The sequence below is a fragment of the Heliomicrobium modesticaldum Ice1 genome (assembly GCF_000019165.1).
GTDB classification, from domain to species: Bacteria; Bacillota; Desulfitobacteriia; order Heliobacteriales; family Heliobacteriaceae; genus Heliomicrobium; species Heliomicrobium modesticaldum.
In genome coordinates this window covers 2,011,247-2,035,583 of record NC_010337.2, presented here as the reverse complement: position 1 = coordinate 2,035,583, position 24,337 = coordinate 2,011,247, and the positions used below count along the sequence as shown (strand labels likewise).

Here is a 24,337-nt window from a genome sequence, read left to right as displayed (position 1 = left end):
ATGGGACATCAAAGCGGCTTCCGGCAGCGCAATCACCCTTTTCAAGGGCCTGCATAATATACAAAGACTTTCAAGGAGGTGATAGCCATGCGCCGCAAGTCCTCCCTGTTATTCGGCCTGGTCAGCCTGCTCGTCGCCGCAGTCTATATCTTTCTCAACGCCCCGAGCCTGCCGGCCTTCAATTTTCAGCAGCTTCCCGACGAAGGGGAAATGGTGCGGCGAGCCCTGCAGGCCAAAGGTTGGGAAGCGCTCACCCCGACCAGTGTCCTGCGACTGGAGATCGACGCCTCCCCCCTCGACGGCGAGGAGATCATCCTCGGCATCAACGCCGGCAAAAACAAAGGCTTCCTGGCAGGCCTGCAAAAAGCTGACGGGCGTCTGATCGGCCTGTCCAAAGACCTTGCATCGGTGACCCGGCTGTCGGCAGTCGAGCTGCCCGGAATCGCCCAAAAGGGGATCTCGGTAGAAGAGTACTACGACAACCGGACCGGCGGGTTCGAAGAGACGACCTGGAAGCGCATCTTCCGCCTCGATGAAAACAACGCCTTTCAGCAGGTCTTTTCCCATGTCCAGAAAAGCGAGTATTTCTGGCATGACGCCTGGGACCGTCCCGACGGCATCTTCTGGCACCGTGTCAAAGAGGAAAACCATTTCTCCATTCCGGCCCCCGGGGTGATCGTCGTCGACCGAACCGTCTCCCGCTACAAGATCCCCGGCGATCCGAAGAAGATGCCCACTCAGTACAACCTGGAAAGCGAAGAGAAGGAAAAGGTCCGCTTCGACTGGAACGCCGCCAGCCTCCGCTTTGTCGAGACAGCGCGAACTCCCGTTCAAAGCCAGGCCTAACCCATTCCCTCACCCGTTTCTGCGGAACATCTGCGGGACGGGTTTTTCACAATTGAAAGGCTCCATGATTTTTACGGAACCGGAGAACGTTTTTGTGACGCAAACATTGTATACCATGGACGGACAGGCTATAATAGATAAAAATGTTTATCCCCAATTTCACATAGCGAGAGGAGCTAACTCACAATGGAGCGCGTCTTCAACTTCAACGCAGGTCCCGCCACCTTGCCCCTGGCCGTACTCGAAGAAGCCCAACGAGAACTGCTGAACTACAAGGGGACCGGCATGTCGGTCATGGAGATCAGCCACCGATCCAAAGAGTATGAAGCCATCAACAACGAAGCGGAAGCCAATATGAAGGAACTGCTCGGCCTGGGCAGCAACTATCGCGTCCTCTTCCTCCAGGGCGGTGCCAGCACCCAATTCGCCATGGTGCCCATGAACTTTCTCGGCGCCGGTCAGAAGGCCGATTACATTCTCACCGGCAGTTGGTCCGAAAAGGCGCTGAAAGAAGCCCAAAAGATCGGCCAGACCCATGTAGCCGCCACCACCCAGGAAGGCAACTATGTCCGCATTCCCAAGGCCGATGAGATCCAGTTGAGCGAGGCGCCGGCCTACATACACCTGACCTCGAACAACACCATCTTCGGTACCCAATGGCAGAGCTTCCCCGACTTCGGCGACATCCCCCTCATCGCCGACATGTCCAGCGACATCCTCTGCAAACCCTTTGACGCCAACAAGTTCGCCCTCATCTACGCCGGCGCCCAGAAAAACCTCGGCCCCTCCGGCGTCACCGTCGTCATCATCCGCCAGGACATGATCGAGAAGGCCTCCACCAAGCTGCCTTCCATGCTCCGTTATGACATCCACGCCAAGAACAACTCCCTCTACAATACACCGCCCAGCTTCTCCGTCTACATGGTCAACCTGGTCCTCTGCTGGCTCAAGGCCCAGGGCGGTCTGGCGGCTATGGAAAAGCACAACCTGGAAAAAGCGGCCCTGATCTACGATGTCATCGACAGCAGCAACGGTTTCTACAAAGGCCATGCCGACAAGGATAGCCGCTCCATCATGAACATCACCTTCCGCCTGCTCAACGAAGACCTGGAAAAAGCCTTCGCCAGCGAAGCCACGAAAGCCGGCCTCATCGGCTTAAAAGGCCACCGCTCTGTCGGCGGCATGCGCGCCTCCATCTACAACGCCATGAGCCGCGAAGGCTGCCAGGCCCTGGCTGACTTCATGAAGGAGTTCATGCGGAAGAACGGGTGACAGCCACTCCATTGAATCAGATATCTGCACAAACCGACGAGAAGAAAAGCCCAAAAAACACCGGCCCACCGCTCAAATAGGGGGGGACCGGTGTTTTTTTACGTGCAGGAGGGAAAGCTCAAAGACCGCTCCAACACCAGGCTGACAAGGCGCTCAACGACGACTGAGCAAGGCGCCCTGGGGATAAGCGGCAGATGGCCCTCTACCCCTGACGGTTGAAAGCCGTCAGGCCCGTCACCGCTGTCACGAAAGCGAAGGCGCTCAAGGCGGCCACATCGACAGCGAGGCTGTGATGAAGCATAACTGCCGCCTCCGGAATGCCCTTGTAGATGATGTTTCGGAGCGCATCGACGCCATAGGTGAGGGGGTCGACGCGCATGAGCCACTGCAGCCATGAGGGGGCACTTTGCATGGGATACATGGCGCCGCTCAAGAAAAACATCGGCATGGTCAGGAAGTTGGAGATCAACTGAAATCCCTGCATCGATTCCATCCGCCCGGCGATGGATAGGCCGAGCAAGCCGATAGAGAAGCCAATGAGGGCGCAAACGGGCAGGACGAGCAACGCCTTCCCGATGGTGATGGGCACGCCGGCCAAAGGCGACAGGCACAGGAGGACAACCCCCTGAAAGCATACGATGGTGCCGATACCGAGGGCTTTGCCGACAGAGATGGCCCAGCGGGGCACCGGCGCCACGAGGATCTCCTTTAGGAAACCGAACTCCCGATCCCAGATGATCGATATCCCCGAGGACATGGCGGTAAAGAGGACCGACATGGCGATGATGCCGGGGTAGATGAAGGTCATGTAGCTCACATCGGCCCCTTCCGGGGCGATGCGGAAACGCATCGAGGCGGCGATGCCCGTTCCGACAAAGGTGAGATAAAAAGTAGGTTGGAGGATCATGCCGGCCCATTGGCTTTTTTCGCGGATGAAACGGAGCAGTTCGCGGCGCCAGATGACGTAGATCGTTTTCAGCACGTTTTCCAATGGTGCACCTTCTTTTTTGATTTCCTAATTGATTTTCCAATTGTTTTTTCGGATTGATTCTCCATCGACGTTCGATCCGTCGGCTTAACCGATGGCAGATGAGCCATCCGCTTTGTTCGCTTTCTGTCTGTTCGCCTTCTGACGGATGAAACCGTCTTTCTCCTCTGATTGCCCTTTCTCTGTCTTTTGGTTAGTATAGAGATGGTTGAAAAGACGGCAGCGCATCAAAGGGGCATCGCATATGGATAATATTATCACTGTTGAAAACTTAGTCAAACGGTACAACGATTTTCCGGCTGTCAACGATATATCGTTTTCGGTGAAAAACGGCGAGATCTTCGGATTTCTCGGCCCCAACGGCGCCGGGAAGTCGACGACCATCCAAATCCTCTGCACCTTGCTGCCCCTCACCTCCGGTCGGGCAGTGTTGAACGGCTTTGATGTGGAGAAAGACCCCTTGAAGGTGCGCCAGTCGATCGGTCTCGTCTTCCAAGACTTTTCTCTCGACGACCGCTTGACCGCCGTGGAGAATCTCTACTTCCACGGGATGCTCTACAACGTGCCCCGGAAGGTTTTGCAGGAGCGGATGGATAACGTCCTTGAGATGGTCCAATTGACGGATCGGAAAAAGGATCTGGTCAAGAAATACTCCGGCGGGATGAAGCGACGGCTGGAAATCGCCCGCGGTTTGCTCCACTACCCCAGGGTGCTGTTTTTGGATGAGCCGACCATCGGCCTCGACCCTCAGACCCGCACCGCCATCTGGGAACATATCCTGCACCTTAGAGACAGCCTGGGGCTGTGCATCTTCCTGACGACCCACTACATGGACGAGGCGGAACACTGTGACCGCATCGCCGTCATCGACCATGGCAAGATCATCGCCCTGGATACACCTTCTAACCTGAAGACAACCACCGTCGGCGGCGACCGGATCACGCTGACCGCCGACGACAACCATTTCATGAGAGAAGAATTAAAAAACCGCTTCGGTCTGGAAGCGGTCCTTTCAGACGATAGGTTGATTTTTCAGGTAGAACAGGGCGAGTCCTTCATACCGCGACTCGTTGCCGCCTATCCTGAGCAGGTAAAGACGATCAGCCTCCATGAGCCCACCTTGGATGATGTCTTTCTGGCATTGACAGGCCGGGGGATACGAGATGCCTTCCTGAATGATGGGGAAAGGTTTCGGCAGAGGCGGTTGAGGAGAAGATAGCTCCCGATTATATTCCGTATACTTTGGTGATAAACTTCGTCTGGTCTGCAAGATCAAGAAAGATCGGTTTTTCTAAAGATCTGCCGCAGTCAAATACATTTCCCGATAGACCCTTTTATGGGTGAGGGCGTCGAAGACATCGGTGACCTCTGTCGTTTTAGGCGTCCGCTTGTTTTACCCGCTTGCTGCTGCCTGTTTTTCGGCGTATAATCGTCTTATCACCAAAGATTGTCGCCATTAGATGTTTACGTCAAAAAAATAAACCTGCTAGGGGTGCCGTCACACGGCTGAGAGAGAAGTTCCCTTCTCAACCCTTCGAACCTGACCTGGGTCATACCAGCGGAGGGAAGCAATCGGAAGCGTCTGTACACACGCTTTCTGAACGGCTTGCCCCTCGCGGCGAGCCGTTTATTCGTTGCCACCGTTTTTACGGAAAGGAGTGCCCCCCATGCGTGCCACTGTCAACGGCGTCCCGGTGGAACTGCCGGAGGTCACACCCTTGCTCGCCTTTTTGGCGGAGCGCAAACTGGACCCAGCCGTCATCGTGATCGAATACAACGGCCAGATCCTGCACCGGGATCGCTGGCCTGACACCTGCATCAGCGACGGCGACACCCTGGAAATCCTATCATTTGTTGGAGGAGGTTAAGCCATGGATCGACTGGTCATCGGCGGGCGGGAACTAAAAAACCGCCTCTTCATCGGCAGCGGCAAATTCGCTGACGAGCGCGTCATCAGAGACATCGTCGCCCAGACAGGTGTCGAGGTCGTCACTGTGGCCCTGCGTCGCGTCAGCCTCTCCGGCGACGGTGAAAACATCCTGCATTGCATCCCCAAAGAGTGTGTCCTCTTGCCCAACACCTCCGGGGCTCGGACGGCGGAAGAGGCCATCCGCATCGCCCGTCTGGCCCGCGCCGCCGGCTGCGGCAACTGGGTGAAGATTGAGGTCATCTCCGACAACAAATACCTGCTGCCGGACAACAATGAGACGATCAAAGCGACCGGCGTTCTCGCCGAAGAGGGCTTTGTCGTCCTCCCCTACATGCATCCCGACCTGTACGCCGCCAAGGAACTGGAGCGGGCCGGCGCTGCCGCTGTCATGCCCTTGGGCGCCCCCATCGGCACCAACCGAGGCTTAAAGACGAAGGAGATCGTCCGCATCCTCATCGAGGAGTGCAGTGTCCCCGTCATCGTCGATGCCGGCATCGGCAAACCCTCCGAAGCGGCGGAGGCGATGGAGATGGGTGCTGCCGCCTGCCTCGTGAACACAGCCATCGCCACCGCCGGCGATCCCCTCGTCATGGCGCGCGCCTTCAGCCAGGCCGTCGCAGCCGGCCGCCTCGCTTATCTGGCCCAACCGGGTGAAAGGACCGAATACGCCCGAGCCAGCTCGCCCTTAACGGGCTTTTTGGGGAGTTAAGTCCATGGGCTCTTTTTATGAACAGATCGAGGCTTACGCCAGCTTTGACTTCGCCGGTTTTCTTGGGCGCGTCACCCCACGGCAGGTCGACCTAGTCCTGAAGAAGGACTTCCTTTCTCCCCTCGACTTTTTGACGCTGCTCTCCCCTGCCGCCTTGGAACGCTTAGAAGCGATGGCCCAAAAAGCCCACCGCCTGACGCGCCAGCACTTCGGTCGCGTCATCCAACTGTACACGCCCATCTACCTCGCCAACTACTGCGTCAACCACTGCCTCTACTGCAACTTCAACCACCGCAGCGACATCAACCGAAGGCAGTTGACAGAAGCTGAAATTGAAAGGGAAGCGGAAGCCATCGCCGCTACGGGGTTGCGGCAGATCCTCCTGCTCACAGGCGAAAAACCGGGGAAGGATGCCCTCGATTACCTGATCCGTTCCGTGGAAATTGTCCGTAAACACTTCACCGCCATCGGGATAGAAGTCAACCCGATGGACGTAGACGAATACCGTCGCCTGGCTGCAGCTGGTGTGGACAGCCTCACCATCTACCAAGAAGTCTATGACCGGTCCGTCTACGACCGCCTCCACCCCGCCGGCCCGAAGAAAGACTACCGCTGGCGTCTCGACGCGCCGGAACGAGGCTGTCAGGCCGGCTTCCGGGCCGTTAACATCGGCGCCTTGCTGGGTCTTAACCATTGGCCCTCGGAAGCCTTTTTCACAGGCCTCCACGCCAGCTACCTGCAAAACAAATACCTCGGGACAGAGATCGGCATCGCCGTCCCCCGCATCAAGGCCGGCCCCGGCAACTACCAGCCGGAGGCGCCCGTAACAGACCGCGACCTTGTCCAGATCCTGCTCGCCTTCCGCCTTTTCATGCCCCGCGCCGGCATCACCCTCTCCACGCGGGAACCGGCAGAACTGCGCAACCATCTGCTCCCCCTCGGTATCACCCGCATGTCAGCCGGCTCAAACACGGCAGTCGGCGGTCACATCGACGACGAGGCTGACGAGGGCCAATTCCACGTCTCTGATGAGCGTTCCGTCGACGAGGTGCGCCAGATGCTGATCGCCAAGGGGTACCAGCCGGTTCACCAGGATTGGCACAGCTTGGCTTGAACAACTGATCCCTCTTCGCAACAGACATTGCGAAGTCATAAAGTGTTTCTAAAACGCACGTAGGGGACACGCCCGTAAGGGTGTCCCCCTTTTTTATGCCTCTTCGAAGCCTTTTCTATCTTCGCTGTTGCTTCCTCCGGAAGAAAGCACACTTGGCACCTTTTTCGCCGCTATGCACTACACTACATTGACATCCCTATTTTCCCCACGCCACCATGGGGTAGGCGCTCTTCTTCTTAAGGAGGTCATCCGATGGATACAGTGCCGACCACGGAATGGATCGCCCTTGATCCGGAGTACTTATCAACGGTGCTCTTCGTCCTGATCACCTCCACCGTCGAACTCGTCAAGTACATGATGAAAAGCCAGTCGGAAAAATTCAAGGTGCTCCTGCCCTTTATCCTACTCGGAGCAGGTTTTCTTTGGGGCGGTGTCTTCGGCCTTTGGGTGAAAGGCGACTTTATATGGAAGAGTTTCAAATACGGCGCTGAGCGCGGCATCTATGTGGCCTGCGTCTCCGGCGTGTCTTACGGAATATTCAAGTCGTTCCGTCAGGTCCGGGACGGAATAAGGAAAAACGGCGGGAACAGAAACAATCCGGAATTTACAGATGAGGATAACGACCAGAACAGCCGTCAAGGCAGCCAGTAGTCCTGCAGCCTGTTATCGATTATCCGTCCCCAAACAGGCCAGCAGTTGCCCGATCCGCCGCGGTGTCATGAACCGGCAGGCAGCGCCGATTTTTTCCGCCTCGCCGGGCATGCCATAGACGACGCAACTGGCTTCGTCTTGGGCGATGGTGTAGCCGCCGGCGTCGCGGATGGCCTTGAGAGCGGCGGCACCGTCTTTGCCCATACCTGTCAACAGGATGCCCCAGCTGTCAGCGCCGTACTGGCGCGCAAGGGAGTCTAACAGGACGCCGACCGACGGTCGGTGGCCCTCCAGCGGGGCAGCGCGAGTCAAGCGCAGGCAACCGCCTCGTTCAACCTCGAGATGATAATCTTCGGGAGCGAAATAGATCCGGCCGGGGCGCATCTTCTCGCCGTTCTCCGCCAGCTTGGCCTCGATCCGAGAAAATCCGTTCAGGTGATGAACGAAGGCGTTCATGAAGCCGGCAGCCATGTGCTGGACAGCCACGATGGGCACAGGCACTGATATGACTTCGCGCAGGATCTCCGCAAAGGCCGTCGGTCCGCCTGTTGAGGCGCCGATGCCGATCACGGCAGGGACGGTGATCGGCTGCCCTTGTCCCGCAAGTGATGGCAGTTGGGACTGCCGGTTACGCCGGCGAAAGACCTTGACCCCGGCCAGGACGCTGATCTTGTCGATGATCTCCTTCGCCTTGTCGTTCAGCTCCTTTTCGGCCAGTCCGGCCGGTTTGTCGACAAATTCAAGCGCCCCTGCCTGGAGGACCTGAAAGGTCCGCTCAGCATTGCCGTCAACAGCGCTCATGACCATGATCGGCTTCGGAAACGCCTCCATCAGCCGGCGCGTCAATTCGAGACCATCCATCTCAGGCATGTGCAAATCGGTGCAGACCACATCTGGATCCACCATGGGGATCAAGGACAAGGCTTGGCGCCCGTCTGTTGCCGTTGCTGCCACCTCGATATGCTCAGCCCGGGAGAGAATCTTCTTCAGTACAAAGAGCGCCACCGGCGAATCATCTACAAGGACCACGCGGATCTTTTTCATGCCCGCCTCCATTACTTGCTCCCGACCTCGGCTGAATGAGCCGTCTCAAGGTTTCCAGCAGAAACGCCTGGTCGAAAGATGATTTGACGATATAGGCGTCAGCACCCACATCAACGCCCCGCTGCCGTTCGGCATCGCAACTGAGGGAGGTGATCAGGATGACCGGGAGGTCTTTGAGCGAAGGGGATTGGCGGATTTTTTCGGTCAAAGCGAAACCGTCCATCTCCGGCATCTCCACATCACTGAGCACAGCCTGCACATCCTGCAACTGCAAGCGCTTCCAAGCTTCGGCGCCATTGACACAGGCGACGACCTCGTAACCGCCGCTCTCGACGACGCGTTTGAGTTGCACCCGCGTGGTGATCGAGTCGTCGGCCAGCAACACCCTAGGCTTTCTCGCTACCTGCGGAACCGGATCGGGGATCTTTCGCCCGCCGCCCTTGCGAACGGTGCGGATCAGGTCGTGGGGGTTGAGGACCATGCAAACCTCCCCAGTCCCCAGGGTTGTCGCCCCGAGCACATTGCGCACCCGTTTGAGCAGGGGACAGAAGGGCTTGACGATGACCTGGCCTTCGGTGATGAAAGCGTCAACGATCAACGCCAGGCTGTCGGCCGCCTCACCCGTAGAGATGACGACACAAAAGCGGTGTTCGCCCGCCGGCCTCAGCGCAGGGGCGTCCAGTTCCAGCAGCGCCCACAGCTCCGCTACCGAAATGGGCTGGCCTTCGTAGCGGATCGCCGGGGCGCCGCCGCTCTTATAGATGTCACTGGTGGAGATGCGGATCAGGTTGGTCACCCACTCTGCCGGTATACCGTAATAATAGCGCCCGGCCTTGACGACGACAATGGCCGTCGTCATCAAAGAGAGGGGGAGTTTAAGGCGGAATGTGCTTCCCTCGCCGGGTGCCGAATGGATCTGCACCATGCCTTTCAGTTTTTCCACAGTGTGCTTGACCACATCCAGACCGATTCCCCGGCCGGAGATGTTGGATACGACGGAGCGGGTGGAAAAGCCGGATTCAAAAACGAGCGCCTGGATCTGTTGCGCTGTCATGGCCTCCAGTTCATCCCGGCTGCGCAAGGAGAGGGTCATGGCCTTGCGCCGGATGGCCGCCGCGTCGAGGCCGGCGCCATCATCGGACACCTCGATGTGCACATGGGTCTCCGTCCGGCTCGCCGCCAGACGGATCGTCGCCAACGCTGGTTTGCCCAGTTCCCGGCGGCGGCTTGCCCTTTCGACGCCGTGATCGATGGCGTTTCGGATCAGGTGAACCAGTGGGTCTTTCAACTGTTCCAGGATCAACTTATCTACCAGGATATCGTCGCCGCTGATCTCGAGGCGGATCTCCTTCCCCTGGTCGCGGGCCAGGTCGCGCACGAGCCGGGGAAACTGGCCAAAGAGGATGCTCAAGGGCATGAGCCGCATATGGCGCACCTCTTCGTGCAGGTGATGGGCGATATGGGACAAGCGTTCCGTATCTGTCGATAAGAGTTTGTGCAGATCAGAGAAATCCCGGATCAACTGGGTGAAGCGACCGCGCAACAGCGATGAAGCGATGCCGTCATGGTGAAAGGATGTTCCCATCACCGCCTCTTCCAGAGAACTGATCAGGTGCGCGAACTGCTGCGCGCGGTCTTCGATCCGCCGCTGTACGACTGTCAGTTCCCCTGTCTCTTGGAGCAGCGCGTCGAGGCGGGACGTGGCGATGCGCACCGTTTCAAAGCGGGCATCGGCGGAACTCTCCGGTTCCCGTAGGGCAGACGGTTCGCCTGACGCCCGTCGTAATGCCTTCTGCCCCGCCTGCCTATGCCCGTCTGTCATCGGATCGGTTGAGGGATTTGCTTCTGCCATCGACGGCCTCTTATCGGCAGGCGACTGCGATTGACCCGCCCTGTCGGCAGCCTCCCCCTCCGTGGATGCTGCAGCCGATCTATTGTCGGACGCATCATCCCGCGTTGCCGCCGACGGCGCCGCTGCAGCCGCATCAGACGGCGCAACGGTCCGGCTTTCCGCCCCTCCCTCCGGACGATCGTCGGGAGAAAAGTCGATCGCCGCATCACCGGTCACCGCTCGGTAGGCCATCTTCCGAAGATTATCAAGCCATCCTTCCAGTTCCGTCACCAAGACGGGCGTGACAGGCATTGCGCCGCTTTTCACCTGGTCAAAGCGATCTTCCAACTGATGGGCGAGGCGCTCCATATCTGTCTGTTCGACCAACCGCGCTGCGCCTTTGAGGCTGTGGGCGTCCCGGTACAGTTCCGTCAGCAGGGACGGCTCGGCGCCCGCCTCTTCCAGTCGCAACAGATTGGCTTCCATGCGGTCCAACCGCTCCGTCGATTCGATCTGGAACAGTTCGCGCAGTTCATCGTCGCCGATCCGCATCTGCCCCACCCTCGTCCTATACCATGTCTTTCAGCATGATCCCCACTTTGTTCAGGTTCTGCATGCCGCTCTTCGTCTGACTGATGGCAGCCGCAGTCTCCTTAGTGCCCCGAAGGATTTCCTCCATGGCCGATGTGACGCCGGAGACAGCTTCTGATTGCTGTTGCAGATTGAGAGAGACCTGCTGGATATAGTGGGAGATTTCGGCCATGCTCTGGTGCAGCCCGCCGAAGGCCTCCACCGTCTGCAAGGTGAAACGCTCGGTGGCATCCACCTTTTTGGTTCCCTCTTCAGTCACCATCACCGTCGTATTCGTGGCCTTCTGCACCTCGCCGACGATGGCGCCGATCCGCTGGGAAGCCTTTTTGCTCTGATCGGCCAGCTTGCGGATCTCAGCGGAAACGACGGCGAAACCGCGGCCGTGCTCGCCGGCCCTTGCCGCTTCCACGGCAGCGTTGAGGGCAAGCATGTTGGTCTGATCAGCCAGTTCCTTGACGGTGCCGCTGATGGCACCGATCTGACCCACCTGTTCACTCAGATTCAGCATCTGCAGGGCGATGGAATTGACCTTTTCCTTTAACTCTCGCATCTCCCGCGCCATATCCTCAGCGGTTCCCATGCCGCCGACGGCTGCCTGGGCCGACAGTTGCGCATTGTCGGAGATGCGCCGCGCCTGTTGAAAGGACTGCTCCGAGGAGATGCGCAACTCCTCCATCGTCGAGGTGACCTCCGCCACCGACGAAGACTGCGAGAGGGCTGTCCGTTCATTTTGTTCCACTGACGCCGCCACCTCGGCCGTCGTCGTGGCGATCGTCTCAATCGTCGCTTGGATGGGCCGGGCGATGCTTGTGGAGAGATAGGCAGCCGTCAGACCGGCGATGATCAAGCCGGCGACGCTGATGATGAGATAGAGACGGATCACCTTCTCATGTTCCGCTTCTGCCTGTTTGGTCAACGCCGACGACCGGGTCAGGTTGTCGTTCATCAGTTCCCGGATCAGGCTGTAGGTCTTGTCGGTCACCGGTGTCAGCTTCTGCTGGTAGACCTTTTCCGCCTCGTCGAGCCTGCCGCTGTTGATCAGCGCTGCTGTCTCTGCGCCGTAGGCGTGGAGCAAGCGGTGCGGCTCCTCCAACTCTTTGAACACACTCTTCATCTCCGGCGACATCTGCTGGTACTCGGCGGTAGTCGTATACTCGTAGTACCAGTCGCCCAGTTTGCACTTTGTATGGTCCAGGATCCCCGTAAAAGATTTTCCCGTCAGCAGCGATTCTTTCAGATCATTCATCCACACCAGATGGGCGTTCTCCAATTCCAGCATGAACTGGGCCTTTTTTTGCTGGGCTAAAGACTCATCCTGAAAGCCGATGACCCGGAAGGCGAGGTATGTATCGACGCCAAAAAGTCCGGACAGGAATAGAAAGAGGAGCGCAAATCCTCCGAAAATCTTGGCCCGCAGGTTTTTTTGAAACTTCATCGGCCGCGTCCCTCCTTTCTGCAATCATCACCGCAACAACCGCTTCTACTGCCTCTTTCGAAGCCGGAAACTGTCCGAAGCTTATCGCTTTTCTCGGAGTCCCTTTCAAAACCTATACTTCTTCCTGAATGACCAAATCCCCTTCGTTCAGGATGCGAGCCACATCGAGGATGGTCGCCCTCTCTTTTTCCCTATACTGCACCTCCCCGCCGGCATACTCTTCCGGGATCGTCTGCAAGGCCAGCGGCGAGAGGCGGATCTTCTCGGGGCGAATCGAGACGACGTCGATCACCTCTTCTACGAGCAGTCCGACCAGCACCCCTTCCGCCTCGATGACGACCAGTCTCCCCGCCTCCCGCGAGGTCCCTTCCTTTGTAGCGCCAAGCAAGGGTCGAAGATCGAAGACGGTGATCAACTGTCCCCGCAGCTTGCTGACACCGGCGACAAAGGGCGGCGTGCAGGGGATGGGGATCAGCGGGTCGGCGGAGGCAAATTCACGCACCAGGTCGATGTCGATCCAGAATCGCTCTTGACCGATGACGACGACAGCCCCCGTTCTCGTTCCTTCTTCATCGCTTTTTTCTTCTCCCTGCCGCAGCGCCCGCGCCCGCGTGAGCAAGATCCGACGTTCCTCTGCCGTCCAAGGTCTGTCGGCTGCCGCCCCATCGTCGGGAACTTGGTCCGCTTCGAGCCGATTCGCTTCGTCGACAGCTTCCGCCAGGAGGCGGGAAAGATCGATGACGAAGCAGAGTCCCTCCTGATCAGAAAAAGCCTGCTTCATATAGGAAGGAAAAGGCGACGCCCCGCGGAATGTAACCGGCAGGTCGAACAGGTCGTCAGAAAACTCGCGCATTTCGCAGCAGTCCTCCACGACGAGGCCAAAGTGTTTTCCTTCCGCCTCCAGGATCACCAACCGGTCTGTCAGGGACATGGGCCGATCGCGACGTCCGAGGCAGCGATCCAGAGCGAGCACCGGAATCACCTGATCCCGCCAGCGGAGCAAACCGGCCACCGGGGGAGGATACTCCTTCGCTGGCTGCAGATAGGGCAGATCGCTGATCTGGCGCACAGCGACGGCCGGCAGGGCGTAGCGTTGTCCCCGATGGGGCAGGATCATATAGGCGACAGGCGCCTTTTCGTTCCCCCTCATTGGTCATTCTCCTTCAACAGCAGGCGGACATGCGCCATCTCTATGCGGGCTGGCCCATGATCGGGCGCCAGGAACAACACCTTTTGAAAAAAGGCATGGGCGCCTGACCAGTCGCCCTGCTCGAGTCGAATCAATCCAAGCAGGTAGTACACTTCCGAATCGAGGGGATTGACTGCGATGACAGCCCGGCAACAGGCCTCTGCCCGGTCGTACTCGCGCCGGTTCGCAAAATCACGGGCCTTGTCCCTCAACCTGTCAAGGTCACTCAGTTTTGGCGCTTCACCTGCAACGTTTGCGATCGCCGGCTTTTGCGGCGGTAGGTCACGGGGCAGAAGCGGCGCTTGTCCCAAGGCTGACTGTGCTCTTTTAGGCATTGCAGGCATGGGCGGTTGGAAAGGGATTCGATCTGGCTGTCGCTCTGGGGATAGGGCACCCGGCAAGGGTTGCGTCACTGCCGCAGGAGGAATCCCTCGTGAGGAAGGCGCCGGCGGAGGGATCACCGGCTTTTGCCAGATATGCCCCTCCGGAAAAAGGAGATGTTCAAAAGAGAACAGCGCCTGACCCGGTTCCAGCCCGAGCAGCTCACCGTGACCGGTCAGCAAAAAACCGCCGGGGTTGAGGCAACGAAAGAAGTCTGTAAGCACCTGCCGGATCGCTTCCGGGCGAAAATAGATGAAGACATTGCGGCAAAGGATCAGATCGGTCGACGCGACAGGCGCGAACCGGTCGGGTAGCGGTCCGTCAAGCAGGTTCAATCGGTAAAACTGAACAAGGGATCGGATGGCGGGATCGACTTCCCACACCGGCCCAGCCCTTCTCCCACGTCCGGGGTCGACGCGGCGAAAATGCTCCTGCCGCCGTTCCGGACTGGTGGCGCGCAACGACCATTCGCTGTAACGCCCCGCACGGGCGATGTGCAGGGACGCTTCGTTGATATCGGTGCCGATGACGTCGATCGTCCACCCCGGCGCCGCTCCCACCAGTTCATCGACGAGAATAGCCAAGGAATAGGCCTCTTCGCCGGTAGAACAGCCGGCGCTCCAGAGGCGCAGCGCTTTCTTATCCCGCCGCTCAGCAAGCAGCGTCGGCAGGATGCGCTCACGGAGCAGAGCGAACTGGCCTCGGTCACGGAAGAAAAATGTCTCTCCCACCGTGACAGCGTCGATCAACCGTCGCCATTCCTCCGTTCCCGCCGGCCCCTTGTCAAGGAGCAACCGATGGTAGGCTTCGTGATCGGCTATCCCGTGAGCCTCCATCCGCGCCTGTAGCACCTGCAACAGGTTGTCCCGGCGGGACTGGTCGAAACGCCATCCCGTTCTCTCCGAAATCAATTGCTGGAGTTCGGCCATCCCGCAGGCCATGACAGGGTTATCCCCCCTCTCCCCCTCGAAAGGCCCAGACTCTGACCACATGCAACAGGTCGGCAGGGGAAAAGGGCTTAGACAGGTAGTCATTCATCCCTGCCGCCAAAAAACGCTCCCGATCACCCTTCATCGCGTTGGCGGTGACGGCGATCACGGGAATATTTTTCCAACGGGCGTCAGCCCGGATCCGATCCACTGTTTCAATGCCGCTCATCCCTGGCATCTGCTCGTCCATCAGGATCAGATCGAAGCGCTCTTCCTCCAGGACGGCCAGCGCCTCTTTACCGTTGGTCGCCTCGCGCAGCCGATAGCCCCAACGGCGAAGCCAGGCGCCGATGATCGTCCGGTTAAAGACATCGTCATCGACAAGCAGGATGTGGGCGCCTCTCGCTTCGCCTGCGTCGTTCTCTCCAAGACCCATATCTCTCTCGCTCACATCCTCGGCGTACTGATCCGGCTGCGGCGCGGCAATGCCGAAGGGCAAAGTGACGTAAAAAGTGCTGCCTTTTCCCAGCTCGCTCTCCACCCAAACGCGACCGCCCATGTTCTCCACCAGTTGACGGACGATTGCCAGGCCCAATCCGCTCCCGCCAAAGCGGCGTGTAGACGAGCTGTCGACCTGATAAAACTTTTCAAAAACCGCTTCCAGACGATCGGGAGCGATGCCGATCCCCGTATCCCGCACGTAGAAGCGCAGGGAGATCTGGCGGTGATCCTGTTCAAGGATATCGAGCCCTAAGACGACCTCCCCGGCGTCGGTGAATTTGACGGCGTTGCTCAGCAGATTCACCAGGACCTGGGTCAGCCGGTTGGCGTCACCGACGAGGACTTCCGGCACTCCCGCCGGGATCTGGTACCTTAGTTGTAGCGCCTTGTCACTTGCCTTGACCGATAAGAGATCGACGGCGCTCCGCAGCACCGAGGCGAGGGAAAAAGGCTGCTGTTCCACGACCAGTTGTCCCGACTCAATCTTCGAAATATCCAGGACATCCTCCAGCAGCCGCATCAACGACTGGGCCGCCGATCTCACCATGCCCAGATACTTCGACTGTTCGGCGTTCAATTCCGTCGCCAGCGTAAGGTCGACAAAACCGAGGATCGCGTTCATGGGCGTGCGGATCTCATGGGACATGTTGGCCAGGAACTCCGACTTGGCCCGGTTGGCCACAACGGCCATCTCCCGGGAAACCTTCAACTCCTCCTTGGCGAGCTTCAATTCCCGGATGAGCCCCTTGAGCTGGCGAACGCGCAGTTCCTGGCGGGTGATATCGGTGATCTGAATCAGCACATACTGCCGGTCGCCGATGCGCGCAGGTTGAACCTGCATGTTCTGACGTATGTACGGCAGGAGCGACCCATCGGCCGGCGGGAAGAAGTACCGGTGAAAGGCGCCGGAAAAAAAACGATTCTGTCCGTCAAAAAAAGCGCGCTCAAAGATAGGGCGAAAGACACTGTGGTTGAAGCGCGGGAACAGTTCCACCAGCTTTTTCCCTCGCACCTCGTCGGCTTTTTTCCCAGTTAACCGCTCCAACCAAGCGTTCCAGACGAGGATCTGGTACTCTTCATCAAGCACAGCAATCCCCATGTCGGCGTTCGCCAGGGCATAGGCTTGTAATTCTGCGATGTTTTCGTTGATCTGTTCTGCTGCATATACTGCCATCTGTTCTGTAGTCCCTTGGGCCGTCTGCTCAACATTCTGTTCAGCCATACAACTCCACCAGCAATTCGTCTATTTTCCCGAGCAGTTGAGTAGCGGAATCGAGACACAACATGACGAAAATGGCTCCTTCAATCCGAGTGTCGCCCACTACGAAGGTGTTGCGGATGACGAGCGTGTAATAACCGCCACAGAGAGCGGGGCGCTGTTCACCATCTTTGAGATAAAGAAACTCCACCTCGGGCAGGGAGTACTCGATCCGCGTCTCCAGCAGGTTGCCCAGACTGCCCACGATCACGTTGAGCAGCACGTTGCCAATTTCCTTCATGGCATCCGTGTCTGTCTCGGAAAAACTGTTGTCCCCGCCTTCCCCGTTGAACAGCAGTTCTTCGCCAAGGAGGAGATTGACGAGCAGTTTTCCCTTATCTCTCGGAAAAACCAGCCGCGCGACGCCGTTGCAGCCGATCTCGAAGCGCAGCACCGAAGAGACCACATGTCCAGATAGGTATCCGGAGAGCCCTTTGCCGACCTCCGTCTCCTGCAGGTTTTGCAAAAGGTAGACCTCTGGAACCTCCAGGTGCACCTTTTGACTCACCATCTCCGAAAGGACACTGCCTGCTTGTCCGATGGTGACATTCATAAACTCTCTGAGGGCGTCCTGCTGAAGCGGCGACAACATCGCTCATGCCCCCTTGATCAATTGGGCTACCTGTTTCGCCTTTTCGCGGGTGATCGGTTTATGCACGAAAGTCCAGGCCCCTAATTCGCGCACCTCGGCCTCGATGAACTTCTGGATGTCGGCAGTCAAGACGATTACCCGCGCCTCAGGGCTGATCTCTTTGATCTTCTTCAATACCTCCTGCCCGTTCATGCCCGGCATCAGCAGGTCAAGCAGTGTCACATCCGGCTTTTCCTCTATGAACTTCGTAAGACCCGCCACGCCGTCTCCGGCAGTGACGAAGTCAGCCTCAGGGAGGTTATCTCGAAGAAGCTTGACGATTTGGGTCCGATAGACGATGGAATCATCGACAACCAGGATTTTCATTGGGATCCCTCCCGGGGTTGTATTCAATATATCATTCTTTTTTTAAATCGCTTATCCTGCAGGATTGTGAAAAAAATGCGTAAGATCACCGTTCTCAACAAAATCAGCAACGTTTTTTCATTATCCGACAACCACACAGGCACGACAACCACACAGGCACGACAACCACGCAGGCACGACAACCACGCAGGCAACCAAAGCTTCTTGCCTTCCGACAAGCCACGGGAAGTAGGGAGCTTTTTTACATTTTTTCAGCAGGATTGCTTTCGACCGTTGAAGAACTAACTAACATTTTCAGGACTTCAGGCCCATGGCCCCATTGTTTCCTATTCCTGAATTACTCATGATCATATCCCCAAATCGAACAATGGGGAGGTAGTTGTTTGATTGCCATCGGTCAGTTGGCCCAGGCCGGTCATCTGCGCGAATTTGAAGCCGACGATGTGATCTTCCAAGAAGGCGATGCCGGCCAGGAGATGTACATTATCCTTGCCGGTCAGGTGGAGATTTTCATCCACTCTGTGGACGGCTTCCCTATCGTCGTCGCCACCTTGGGGCCGGGGGATTTTTTTGGCGAAATGTCGCTTTTAGAGGAACTGCCTCGGAGCGCTTCCGTCCGCGCTCTGGAGAGGGTGATCCTGCTCGCCATCAACCATGAAAACTTTGAATCTATCTTCTCTCATCAACCGAAGCTCGTCTTTAAGATCATGAAAGGGATGAGCTCCCGCATCCGGCAGCTCAACGAGGAGCTGCGCCGCCTCAAACAGGACCGGCATTCCCATCCGGCAACCCTCCCTGCACCTGCGCCCTCCGACGCCACAACGGCGCCAGCAGCAACCGACTCCGTCGCCGGGACGCCCATAAGGCCGTCTGTCGCCGCCATATCTTCTGGCTCGGCAGGGTCCTCGATTGCAGCGGGATCCCCCGCAGTCACAGTTCCTCCTTCCACATCCTCTACCGGCTCCAACAGCTCCCTTGCCGACGTTGCCCATTCTGTTGCCGACCCCGTTGCCCCCTCTGCCGGCGTTGCCCATTCTGTTGCCGACTCCGTTGCCCCCTCTGCCGGCGTTGCCCATTCTGTTGCCGACTCCGTTGCCCCCTCTGCCGGCGTTGCCCATTCTGTTGCCGACTCCGTTGCCCCCTCTGCCGGCGTTGCCCCTTCTGCTGCCGGCCCCGTTGCCCCCTCTGCCGGCGTTGCCCATTCTGTTGCCGACCCAGCGACTTCCTCGGCAGGCGCTGTCGCTCCCCCTGTCGGCACGCCGCTTTCACCGGCAGCAGCCGATTCGGGCCTCTTCCCCGAAGGCCACCGCCAATACAACGTCTCCACCACCGTCAAAGATGACGTCTACCTCTTTGACAAAAAAACCGCCTGCCCGATCTGCAACCACAATTTTGACATCAAAGCCATCCGCGCATCAAAACAGAAATTGAAGCGCGTCGACCCTGATTTTCGCCAGCGCTTTGAAGACTTCGAGCCGCTCTGGTACATGATCTGGGTCTGCCCGAACTGCTACTACGCCAACTTCAATTTTGAGTACAGCCAACTGACGGAAGTGGTCAAAAAGCGTTTCCGGACGAATCCGATCCGTCTCTCCTTCCCCCGCCTCGGTTTCCAATACAGCCACCCCCGGACGGTCGATCAGGTCTTTACCGCCTATTACCTGACCCTCTTCTTCCTCCAGTCGGGTATGCCCGATCCCTCGCGGATCGCCAAGGTATGGCTGCGCATCTCCTGGCTCTATGATGACGTGGGTGACAAGGCTATGTCTCAGTTCGCCGCCCAAAAAGCCCTGGAGTTCTTCCGCCAGGCCTACTACGGGTCGAACCGGAGCGCATCGATCGACCAGGACCAGCGCCTCTCCATTTTGTTAGGCGAACTGTCCATGCGGAACAACGAATACGAAGAAGCGATGAAGTTCTTCCGCGGCGGCATCGCCCGCAGAGGCGGCAACCCCTCCTTAAACCGCCAGGCCTTTGACCGCTACCAGGATGCGAAGCGGATCGTGATCGATATCAAGACGGCCCAGGGGAAAACGGAAGAGCCCGCTACAGAGGAGGGCGAGCCGTAAACCATAAGACCCCGCAAGGAGTGCTTCTTGATGAAACCGCTATTGGACATCATTCACAACGAGCTGACCGATGATTGGAGCGAGAAAAACCAGCAGGCCTTTCAATCCCTCTTCGGCGCCAACGGCGGCCGTTACCCGGATAAAGCGAAAAAATCGGTAGCCCTCCGTGCGCCCGGTTTCAACAAGGGCTCGACCGGCGTGCCTTTTTCCGCCTATATTCATCCGTCCAATCCCGATTCCGGCGCGTACGGCGGCATGAGTTTTGTTCTCTTCCCGGTAGAAGACGCGCCTTGCCTGGTGGCGCTCGTGGTGGGCACGCAGGGATTAAGCCCCGATGAAGAGGTGCTGTCCCGGCCAGGTCATGGGCGCAAGGTGGCGGCCATCTGCCGCTGGCTCAACCGCTCCGTTGGGCAGGGACAGATGGTGGCCTGGGCCAAACAGGAGCCGGTCCGCACCGACTTGGACGTGCCCGATGGCATCCGCCGGATGTTTCCGGCCTACCGGTCCGTCTTTGACCGCTACGGCAAGGTGATTTACGGTTTTTATGCGCCGACGACAGAGCGTCAGGAAACGGAAAGGGCGCTCAAGGCCTTTTTGGATCTCTTTTTCTCCGAACGGGGGCAGTATCCCTTAAAGGCGGCGGAAGCCGAGGCGGAGCGGATTCGCGGCGACTACTTCGCCCACCTCATGCCCGATGCCTCTGAGGAGGAAGTCCGGCAGTTGCTGGCCGAGCGCCGCTTTGTTATCCTCCAGGGACCGCCGGGAACGGGCAAGACACGGATGGCCCTGCGGCTGAAAGACGCGGCCTATGGCGGAAGCGGCCTGACCGTCCAGTTTCACGCCAACACGACCTATGAACAATTTGTCGGCGGCCTCGCACCGTTGGAGTCTGACGGGGCCATCGGCCTTCAGTTTGCGCCCCGGAAGGGTTTTCTCATGGAGGCGGCGGAAGCGGCCCAGGCGACCTTCGCAAACGGGGGTAAGCCCTATTTGTTGCATATCGATGAGATCAACCGGGCCGATTTGGCCAAAGTCCTCGGTGAGGCGATCTATCTGCTAGAAGCACAAGCGGAAACGCCGCGCCGAGTCTCTCTCCCCTACGATTTCGGCGCGCCCTTTGGACGGGAACTGTCGCTGCCGGAAAATCTACATATCCTTGGTACGATGAACAGCGCCGACCGGAGCATCGCCATCGTCGATGTGGCTGTGCGCCGACGCTTCGCCTTTGTGAAGCTCTGGCCGCAGTACCGCGTCGTCGAGAGCCAGTCCGGTCCGCTGATGAAAAAAGCCTTCATCGATCTGCTATCCATCTTCGTCGAGTACGCCAGTGACGACGCCTTGGCACTCGTGCCCGGTCACTCTTATTTTCTTGAAGCGGACGATAGGCGGGCGGCGCAAAAGCTGCGCACCAACCTGGCGCCGCTGTTAGAGGAGTATCTGGCTCAGGGCTATGTTGCCGGTTTTGAAGAGGCCATCCGTTCCTATCTGCAATGGGTGGAGAGCCTATGAGCCGGACGGGCGCTCGAGCCGGCAAGTCGCCCCTGCGGCCGGTGGAGGCCGGCGATAAGGTCTGTTTTGCCGTCGATGATTCATCCTCGGTGCGGCTTCCCGCCGATTTTTTGCTGCGCAGGGGCGCGCCACGCGATCCGCAGCCGGTGACGGCGCGCCTGGCTCACCAGTTCGTGCGCATCAACGAGGGGCTGCTCCGCAACTTCGGCATCACCGCCGATGTGGGCTACGATGGCCGGGAGGTGGAACTGCACCTGCAAACGGGCAGCCGCGTGGGCGCCATCCCGCTGTTGTCGCCCACCAGCGGCAAGCCCGACTACGGCCTGGTGGTGCAACCCCGCTTTGACTGGCCCGGCATCGGTCCCATGCTGGCCCGGATGGGCTGGCGCGTCATTCCCGAACCACTGCGCCTGCCCATGCTTCCTCGCTCTGACCGGAAGGTGCCGCCTTGGGTGCTGTCGACGATGGTGCTCTTTCGCATTCGCGCCATGTTGGAACGGCTGCAGCGGCGCTTTACCATCGGCGAAGCGGAACTGACAGCGCCCAGGGGGACCGTCGACTGGGGGCGCTACGCCCGGACCAAAGTGCCCACCGGCCGGTTGTTGGAGGTCCCTTGCCGCTTTCCAGACTTGCGCGACGATGCCGCCTTGTTGGGTGCCCTGCATTTTACCCTGCGCCGTCAATTGGCCAGCCTGGAGAGCCAGCGGGCCACGGGGACGGTGGTGCTCCCGCTGATCGCCCTCTGCCAGGGCCTGCTCGATCGGGTGCGCCATGTGCCGCCCCGCCGTCCGACCGACCGCGACCGGTTGCTCTGGCTGCGTGCGCCCTTGCAGACCGATGTCTTTCGGGACGGGCTGCGGGCGATGGAGTGGACCATCGATGAACGGGGACTGGCCGGTCTCGCCGAACATACCGGTCTTCCCTGGGTGATGTCGATGGATGCCTTTTCCGAAGCCTGGTGCGAATATGTGGTGACGGAATTGGCGCGCCACTATGGAGGGCACGTCCGTGCCGGCAGGCTACGGGAAACGGTGACACCGCTGCTCTGGGAACCGCCCTTTACCGGATCGCAGCGCTTTTTGATGCCCGATCTGGTGTTGGAGCGGGACGATGAGACGATCATCATCGACGCCAAGTACAAGAGCCATTGGGAAGATTTGAGCCTGGAACGCTGGTTTGACCTGGAGACCACCGTGCGGGAGCGCCACCGAAACGACTTGTTGCAGGTGCTCGCCTATACGACGTCGTATGCGACGAAACGAGTGACCGCCTGCCTGCTCTATCCCTGCCGGAAGGCAACGTGGGATTCGTTACGGCAGCGAGGTCGACTTGTTCACCAGGCCGGGTTGCACGCCGGGGTTCGGGAGGTGCGGTTGTTGTTGGCGGCGGTGCCTTTTGATGCGGAGGTGGATGGGGTGGTTGGGGAGATTGGGAGGGCGGTATTGCAACATTAATCGGAAATTGTATTCGTTATTCTATTCTTATCTAAATCAACATTGTTGGTAGAGCGTTTTAGGGACATCGAAAAATCAGAAAATGGAAAGCGTTCGGCGATAAATATATCCGAACGCTTTTAAGTACTTTTTTAGATTAAGTCTACTGTTAACCACCAATCAAAAAAGCCATCTCTCCCTAATGCACTTCTATATGACGGATGAATTTCCCATCCATAACCAAGGTCACCAATTCTATCTTTAAGCAACTCCCTTTTTTCATCCCAGTATTTTCTTTCTACAAAGTTGTTATTCAAGGTTTTTCTTGCAGTTAGAAATCCTATTTTATACAAGAATCTTGCTATTTCCATGGGCTCTAAGTCAATGTCAATGTTTTGTTTGACATTTTTAATTTTAGTTATCAACCTATCTGTAGTGAACTTATAAACATTCTCAATCTTCGGATCGGCGAGTTCTTTTGTTGTTGGTGCCATTTTATAGAGTAAATCCTCAATACTCTTTTCTTCAGTTCTAAACTCATTAATTAAATCTTGTAAGCGCCCACGAGAATAATCCGGTAATATTGCTGTAACGTGCTTACCTAAAATTAGACTTGCTCCTTCAGCGTAGGCTTGGTTAGCCGAGAACGTACAAAGCTTAATTAAATCTCTTGGTCTTTTTCTTATTAGGGACATTAACACTCTATACGTTTCCTTGTTATTCCAATTCGTAGTGTTTCTAAATCTATCTTCAAAAACCGGGTTTAGTAAAGGAGCTATTTCTCCAAATGATGAATTCATTAAGTCTTTTTCATTGAATTGTGTGCCAAGAAATGTAGTAATTCTTTTTGCTATCATAATGCCAATTTCATGATTTGTCCAGTTTACCCACACTTCAGATGCCTCAAATTTATCCTGTGATTCATTTGAACTTCTTACAGCCCAATAAACATCCGTTCTAAAAGAGATTCTAGCCTTTAAACCTGAAATGGCTGAAGTCATGTCTCTAAGGGCATTAATTAAGGAAGACAACCTTGTTTTATCATTTTCACTACATGTCCAGCCTCTATCTAAGTCATCTATGTATACATTAATAGTCAAATTTTTAAGAAAGGAATTGATAACTTTCTTTTTTTCATCTTTTAAAGTTGAATTAGCCAAGGTTTCTTTTAATTTATCTTCAAGTTTTCTTATTAAATGTGTGAGGAATTCACTATTTTTATATCCTATTTGTTTAGCCCAAGAACCAACGCCTGCACACTCTTCATAATAATCAGGAATATATTCCTCTATTATTTTATCAACTATTACCTTCGCTAGCTCGGCCTTCCAAAGAGTAATTGCTCTTACAAAACTAACGTCACGAAGTTGATCGTATAGTTCACTTAAGTCGTCAGGTTTAATCCATAACGCCATCTGACCATTATCTAGGTCTTCAAGGTACGAAATTGTCATTAATGCAGATTTTCCTGTTCCCTTAAATCCAGTTAGTATTTTTAGTGGAGAATTTGAACGAACTTGTTCATATAATGAGCTTTTATAAAAATAAGATTTAAGCTTCTTATCGTTTTCAGCAGCTTCATGGCCAAAAAGTTGTTCAACTACATTCGGAGTAAAAGAAATTGCCACAAACAACCCTCCGTTTACTTATATAGTATTTTTTCCAAGGTTACCAGAACCTACGCAATCGAAATAGCACC

20 protein-coding genes and 1 riboswitch are annotated in these 24,337 nt (G+C 57.0%); of the genes, 10 read left to right on the top strand and 10 right to left on the bottom strand.

What is annotated here, in order from left to right; genetic code table 11:
• Positions 1 to 87 precede the first annotated feature (87 nt).
• Positions 88 to 846, top strand: coding sequence for a hypothetical protein (locus HM1_RS09165; RefSeq protein WP_012283094.1), 759 nt, complete (start codon positions 88 to 90; stop codon positions 844 to 846).
• A 186-nt stretch (positions 847 to 1,032) separates the two neighbouring features.
• Positions 1,033 to 2,118 (top strand): 3-phosphoserine/phosphohydroxythreonine transaminase, encoded by a 1,086-nt coding sequence (gene serC, locus HM1_RS09160; RefSeq protein WP_012283093.1) that lies wholly within the window; start codon positions 1,033 to 1,035, stop codon positions 2,116 to 2,118.
• A gap of 202 nt (positions 2,119 to 2,320) precedes the next feature.
• Here serC and HM1_RS09155 read toward each other — a convergent pair whose 3' ends face one another.
• Positions 2,321 to 3,100, bottom strand: a complete 780-nt coding sequence (locus tag HM1_RS09155) for an ABC transporter permease (protein WP_202943767.1) — start codon at positions 3,098 to 3,100, stop codon at positions 2,321 to 2,323.
• Positions 3,101 to 3,350: 250 nt separating this feature from the next.
• Here HM1_RS09155 and HM1_RS09150 point away from each other — a divergent pair, with 250 nt between their 5' ends.
• From HM1_RS09150 to HM1_RS09130, 5 genes are all read left to right on the top strand, one after another.
• The gene (locus HM1_RS09150) at positions 3,351 to 4,325 is read left to right on the top strand and encodes a daunorubicin resistance protein DrrA family ABC transporter ATP-binding protein (protein WP_012283090.1); all 975 of its coding nucleotides are present in this window, start codon (positions 3,351 to 3,353) and stop codon (positions 4,323 to 4,325) included.
• Between the two features lie 259 nt (positions 4,326 to 4,584).
• Positions 4,585 to 4,690: riboswitch (TPP riboswitch) on the top strand.
• 83 nt (positions 4,691 to 4,773) lie between these two features.
• Positions 4,774 to 4,974 (top strand): sulfur carrier protein ThiS, encoded by a 201-nt coding sequence (gene thiS, locus HM1_RS09145; RefSeq protein WP_012283089.1) that lies wholly within the window; start codon positions 4,774 to 4,776, stop codon positions 4,972 to 4,974.
• 3 nt (positions 4,975 to 4,977) lie between these two features.
• On the top strand, positions 4,978 to 5,745 hold the full coding sequence (locus tag HM1_RS09140) for a thiazole synthase (RefSeq protein ID WP_012283088.1): 768 nt from the start codon (positions 4,978 to 4,980) through the stop codon (positions 5,743 to 5,745).
• A 4-nt stretch (positions 5,746 to 5,749) separates the two neighbouring features.
• Positions 5,750 to 6,859, top strand: a complete 1,110-nt coding sequence (gene thiH, locus HM1_RS09135; RefSeq protein ID WP_012283087.1) for a 2-iminoacetate synthase ThiH — start codon at positions 5,750 to 5,752, stop codon at positions 6,857 to 6,859.
• Between the two features lie 252 nt (positions 6,860 to 7,111).
• Positions 7,112 to 7,510, top strand: a complete 399-nt coding sequence (locus tag HM1_RS09130; protein ID WP_012283085.1) for a hypothetical protein — start codon at positions 7,112 to 7,114, stop codon at positions 7,508 to 7,510.
• 12 nt (positions 7,511 to 7,522) lie between these two features.
• Here the strand turns inward: HM1_RS09130 and cheB are convergent, their stop codons facing one another.
• From cheB to HM1_RS09090, 8 genes are all read right to left on the bottom strand, one after another.
• Positions 7,523 to 8,554, bottom strand: coding sequence for a chemotaxis-specific protein-glutamate methyltransferase CheB (gene cheB, locus HM1_RS09125; RefSeq protein WP_012283084.1), 1,032 nt, complete (start codon positions 8,552 to 8,554; stop codon positions 7,523 to 7,525).
• Positions 8,523 to 10,937, bottom strand: a complete 2,415-nt coding sequence (locus tag HM1_RS09120; protein ID WP_012283083.1) for a hybrid sensor histidine kinase/response regulator — start codon at positions 10,935 to 10,937, stop codon at positions 8,523 to 8,525. The genes cheB and HM1_RS09120 overlap by 32 nt, the downstream gene beginning before the upstream one ends.
• A gap of 16 nt (positions 10,938 to 10,953) precedes the next feature.
• On the bottom strand, positions 10,954 to 12,411 hold the full coding sequence (locus HM1_RS09115; RefSeq protein ID WP_012283082.1) for a methyl-accepting chemotaxis protein: 1,458 nt from the start codon (positions 12,409 to 12,411) through the stop codon (positions 10,954 to 10,956).
• Between the two features lie 112 nt (positions 12,412 to 12,523).
• On the bottom strand, positions 12,524 to 13,561 hold the full coding sequence (locus HM1_RS09110) for a chemotaxis protein CheW (protein WP_012283081.1): 1,038 nt from the start codon (positions 13,559 to 13,561) through the stop codon (positions 12,524 to 12,526).
• The gene (locus tag HM1_RS14675; protein ID WP_012283080.1) at positions 13,558 to 14,922 is read right to left on the bottom strand and encodes a CheR family methyltransferase; all 1,365 of its coding nucleotides are present in this window, start codon (positions 14,920 to 14,922) and stop codon (positions 13,558 to 13,560) included. Before HM1_RS14675 ends, HM1_RS09110 begins: the two co-directional genes overlap by 4 nt.
• Positions 14,923 to 14,929: 7 nt before the next feature.
• Positions 14,930 to 16,633, bottom strand: a complete 1,704-nt coding sequence (locus HM1_RS09100; RefSeq protein WP_012283079.1) for a response regulator — start codon at positions 16,631 to 16,633, stop codon at positions 14,930 to 14,932.
• Complete coding sequence (locus HM1_RS09095) at positions 16,626 to 17,261, bottom strand: chemotaxis protein CheC (RefSeq protein WP_012283078.1); 636 nt, start codon at positions 17,259 to 17,261, stop codon at positions 16,626 to 16,628. Before HM1_RS09095 ends, HM1_RS09100 begins: the two co-directional genes overlap by 8 nt.
• A 3-nt stretch (positions 17,262 to 17,264) precedes the next feature.
• Entirely contained in the window at positions 17,265 to 17,627 is a 363-nt protein-coding gene (locus tag HM1_RS09090) for a response regulator transcription factor (RefSeq protein ID WP_012283077.1), read from the bottom strand.
• A gap of 383 nt (positions 17,628 to 18,010) precedes the next feature.
• Here HM1_RS09090 and HM1_RS09085 point away from each other — a divergent pair, with 383 nt between their 5' ends.
• Genes HM1_RS09085 through HM1_RS09075 form a run of 3 tightly spaced genes read left to right on the top strand, consistent with a single transcriptional unit; the run spans position 18,011 to position 22,659 of the window.
• Positions 18,011 to 19,696, top strand: coding sequence for a DUF2225 domain-containing protein (locus HM1_RS09085; RefSeq protein WP_012283075.1), 1,686 nt, complete (start codon positions 18,011 to 18,013; stop codon positions 19,694 to 19,696).
• Positions 19,697 to 19,726: 30 nt separating this feature from the next.
• Positions 19,727 to 21,205, top strand: a complete 1,479-nt coding sequence (locus HM1_RS09080; protein ID WP_012283074.1) for an McrB family protein — start codon at positions 19,727 to 19,729, stop codon at positions 21,203 to 21,205.
• Positions 21,202 to 22,659, top strand: coding sequence for a 5-methylcytosine restriction system specificity protein McrC (locus HM1_RS09075; protein ID WP_012283073.1), 1,458 nt, complete (start codon positions 21,202 to 21,204; stop codon positions 22,657 to 22,659). Before HM1_RS09080 ends, HM1_RS09075 begins: the two co-directional genes overlap by 4 nt.
• Positions 22,660 to 22,790: 131 nt before the next feature.
• Here the strand turns inward: HM1_RS09075 and HM1_RS09070 are convergent, their stop codons facing one another.
• Positions 22,791 to 24,266: a P-loop ATPase, Sll1717 family gene (locus HM1_RS09070; protein WP_012283072.1), complete on the bottom strand. Its 1,476-nt coding sequence runs from the start codon at positions 24,264 to 24,266 to the stop codon at positions 22,791 to 22,793.
• Positions 24,267 to 24,337: the final 71 nt, after the last annotated feature.

Coding starts and splice junctions, on each gene's coding strand:
- cheB (WP_012283084.1), bottom strand. CDS start 8,554: ATGAAAAAGATCCGCGTGGTCCTTGTAGATGATTCGCCGGTGGCGCTC.
- thiH (WP_012283087.1), top strand. CDS start 5,750: ATGGGCTCTTTTTATGAACAGATCGAGGCTTACGCCAGCTTTGACTTC.
- HM1_RS09130 (WP_012283085.1), top strand. CDS start 7,112: ATGGATACAGTGCCGACCACGGAATGGATCGCCCTTGATCCGGAGTAC.
- serC (WP_012283093.1), top strand. CDS start 1,033: ATGGAGCGCGTCTTCAACTTCAACGCAGGTCCCGCCACCTTGCCCCTG.
- HM1_RS09150 (WP_012283090.1), top strand. CDS start 3,351: ATGGATAATATTATCACTGTTGAAAACTTAGTCAAACGGTACAACGAT.
- HM1_RS09140 (WP_012283088.1), top strand. CDS start 4,978: ATGGATCGACTGGTCATCGGCGGGCGGGAACTAAAAAACCGCCTCTTC.
- HM1_RS09120 (WP_012283083.1), bottom strand. CDS start 10,937: ATGCGGATCGGCGACGATGAACTGCGCGAACTGTTCCAGATCGAATCG.
- HM1_RS09075 (WP_012283073.1), top strand. CDS start 21,202: ATGAGCCGGACGGGCGCTCGAGCCGGCAAGTCGCCCCTGCGGCCGGTG.
- HM1_RS09090 (WP_012283077.1), bottom strand. CDS start 17,627: ATGAAAATCCTGGTTGTCGATGATTCCATCGTCTATCGGACCCAAATC.
- HM1_RS09110 (WP_012283081.1), bottom strand. CDS start 13,561: ATGAGGGGGAACGAAAAGGCGCCTGTCGCCTATATGATCCTGCCCCAT.
- HM1_RS09100 (WP_012283079.1), bottom strand. CDS start 16,633: ATGGCTGAACAGAATGTTGAGCAGACGGCCCAAGGGACTACAGAACAG.
- HM1_RS09165 (WP_012283094.1), top strand. CDS start 88: ATGCGCCGCAAGTCCTCCCTGTTATTCGGCCTGGTCAGCCTGCTCGTC.
- HM1_RS09095 (WP_012283078.1), bottom strand. CDS start 17,261: ATGTTGTCGCCGCTTCAGCAGGACGCCCTCAGAGAGTTTATGAATGTC.
- HM1_RS14675 (WP_012283080.1), bottom strand. CDS start 14,922: ATGGCCTGCGGGATGGCCGAACTCCAGCAATTGATTTCGGAGAGAACG.
- thiS (WP_012283089.1), top strand. CDS start 4,774: ATGCGTGCCACTGTCAACGGCGTCCCGGTGGAACTGCCGGAGGTCACA.
- HM1_RS09080 (WP_012283074.1), top strand. CDS start 19,727: ATGAAACCGCTATTGGACATCATTCACAACGAGCTGACCGATGATTGG.
- HM1_RS09115 (WP_012283082.1), bottom strand. CDS start 12,411: ATGAAGTTTCAAAAAAACCTGCGGGCCAAGATTTTCGGAGGATTTGCG.